The following is a 2,325-nucleotide window of genomic DNA, read 5'->3' as shown; positions in this document are numbered from 1 at the left end:
CAGGATGAATGCCTTTTGAGCATCCGAAAACTGCGATGCCTTCATCGTTTTCCGTTCCTTTCCCAGCCAGGAAAAGCCACCGGAAAACTCTAACCATAACTGGTCCAGTTTGAAGGGCGCAGATCACCGATCCGAAAGCTTGCTGCCCTCGATGCGAATCGATGACCCAATGCTTTCGATGGTGGCGACACGCCGGAGCGCCGAAAGCCGCTCGGGCGCCAATGTTCTCAAAGCGCGCCAAGCGCCTTTCGGAACAACGCCGGACGCAAGGGGCTGCCGAAGCAGCCGTGGGGGGCCGCATCGCGTTTGGGTGGGGGGTGGGTCGCGATGCGGCTTCATTCCAAACGGAATGCAGCTAACTATAGCAACTCGCTCGCTTGATCAAATGAACGAAACATTTCGGTTGCCAACATATCACCATTGCAGGGGAAGTCTGCAAGGCGATGGCTGTTTCTCGCTTATTCCAGCCCTAGCTTTTTCCTCAGTTCGGCATTTTCCTTGTGCAGACGTTCGGCAAGCAGGCTCTTCAAACGTTTATTTTCTTCCTCAAGCGCCAACAAGTCCATGAGATCATTGCTCTTTGAAACTGGGACTGCCGCAGCCTTCTTCCAGTGATAATAGGTCTGCTCCGATATGCCGGCCTGCTTGCCTGCACTCTTGATACTCTGCCCGCGACTGATGGATTGTTCGATATCGCTGAGAATTTGGGCGCGTTCCTTTTGGGAATGAATCTTCCGGCTGGTCCGGGCAACCGTTGTCGAAGCGTCGGTTTTCTGAGGTGCCGACCGGGCTTCATTCTTGCTGATGGTCTGTTTGGTTTTTGCTCCTGCTTTACGTGGTTGCCGCGCCGCCGTCTTCGTTTCAGTAGCCTCAGCTTCGGTCGTCGCTTCAGGAGCGCTCTGTGCGGTTTCAATTTCCTGCTGCGGGTCCGTCATAGGGTGCTCCAAGGGCTTGCGAGTGTTTACAGCATTAACGGGCAGCATACCAATAAGGGAATGATTCGGAAGTTTGGCAACAGATTTTTCTTCTATTGGCTCGGCAATAAACGCAGAAAAATCGATATCAGCCCAGATGGAACGATTTTGTTTTTGTAGGGTGCGCTTTTTTTTGACTTCCACAACGAACGGTCGGCTTTGGTGCCTCATAAATTCCTTCCCGACAGAAACGACTTGAATAGAGGATGCTACGGCGTCAATCCAAACTTAAAATCTCTGACCGTTTCAATCCCGGCTCTTCCTCGATTCGATAGATATAATGCACCATCAAAGCTTATCCAACAGCTATTAGCGAGCTGCCGGGCACTGACGGAGCCACCGAATGGAATTGGCCCGCTCCGAAGACAGAGTTCTGGAATGTCACGAGATCTCTCCAGTCGCGCAGAATAACGTTTTCCAGATCGCCAGCTTTGTCATCGTGCCTGTCACGCTCTTCCGGTTGGGAAGCGAATTCGGCGTCCTCCCAAGCGCTGGACTCGAAGACGACGAAGTCGAGACCCTCGCCGATCCTTCCGAGTACGGGCCGGCTAATAGAGCCGGCTTCCTTCTTCCGGAGGGTGCCGCTTGCGAGCGGCAGGCGGGAAGGGAAGCTTCGCCGCGGCTGGCCCGAGCGGCGGCGCACAGTGCAAATTCGCAGCTTGCCAGCCGCGCCCTTGCCTCCTTTGCTCTTCGCGGCGTCCGGGAAGGTGTTCCGCAAGGTGCGGAAAAAGGGAAACGGACGGAAAGGCGGACGCGAGGCGCGTCGGGAAGGAAAATGGAAAAAAGTGAACTGGAAGAACTGCGGGTGCCATGCGCGGCCGTGCTGGAGCCGGGCGGATTTGCGGTGGATCTTAAGGAAAGCACGCGCAGGGCGGTCAAATACCGTCGCGGCGACGACATCATCATCGTTATCCACGAGGTAGGGGGGTGGTTCGATCCGCTGTCCGATGCAAAGGGCGATGTGTTCACTCTCGTCGAGCATCTGCGGGGAATGACTTTTATAGAAGTCCTTGACCATGTTGCTTCATTGGTTGGCTTCGTTTCGAAAGAGCCGGTCTGGATGCGTACTGCGCGCGTGGCGGAGCCTATCGCATCCATACCGGTTCGATGGGCGAAGCGTCGCAGACCGTGGCCGGGATCGATGACCTGGCGCTATCTCCGCGACGAACGAAGATAACGTAAAGAATCTTTCGCATTTTCAGATTTGACGGCTCCTTCTACAATAACGGAAGGAGCGAAAGGATGGACGACGAGAAGGATGCTGTGATGGGTCAGGTGATCCGGATCGACGAAGCGCGGATCAAGGATCACCTTGGTGAGATGGTGCGCGGGACGGTTGAGAGGCGCTGAA

The 2,325-nt window shown here is 55.2% G+C and carries 2 protein-coding genes; one reads left to right on the top strand and one right to left on the bottom strand.

The features are described 5' to 3' along the window. Positions 1–458: 458 nt before the first annotated feature. A complete protein-coding gene (locus tag DUT91_RS24825) occupies positions 459–1,145 on the bottom strand; it encodes a transposase (RefSeq protein ID WP_245420019.1) in 687 nt (228 codons plus the stop codon). Between the two features lie 172 nt (positions 1,146–1,317). Between DUT91_RS24825 and DUT91_RS27345 the strand changes: the two genes are divergently transcribed. After that, positions 1,318–2,151, top strand: coding sequence for a hypothetical protein (locus DUT91_RS27345; RefSeq protein ID WP_342634482.1), 834 nt, complete (start codon positions 1,318–1,320; stop codon positions 2,149–2,151). Positions 2,152–2,325: the final 174 nt, after the last annotated feature.

The organism is Paramesorhizobium salinisoli (assembly GCF_003335045.1).
In the GTDB taxonomy this organism is placed as follows: Bacteria; Pseudomonadota; Alphaproteobacteria; order Rhizobiales; family Rhizobiaceae; genus Paramesorhizobium; species Paramesorhizobium salinisoli.
The sequence above is the reverse complement of the archived record's forward strand: the minus strand, read 5'-3'. Positions and strand labels throughout refer to the sequence as shown.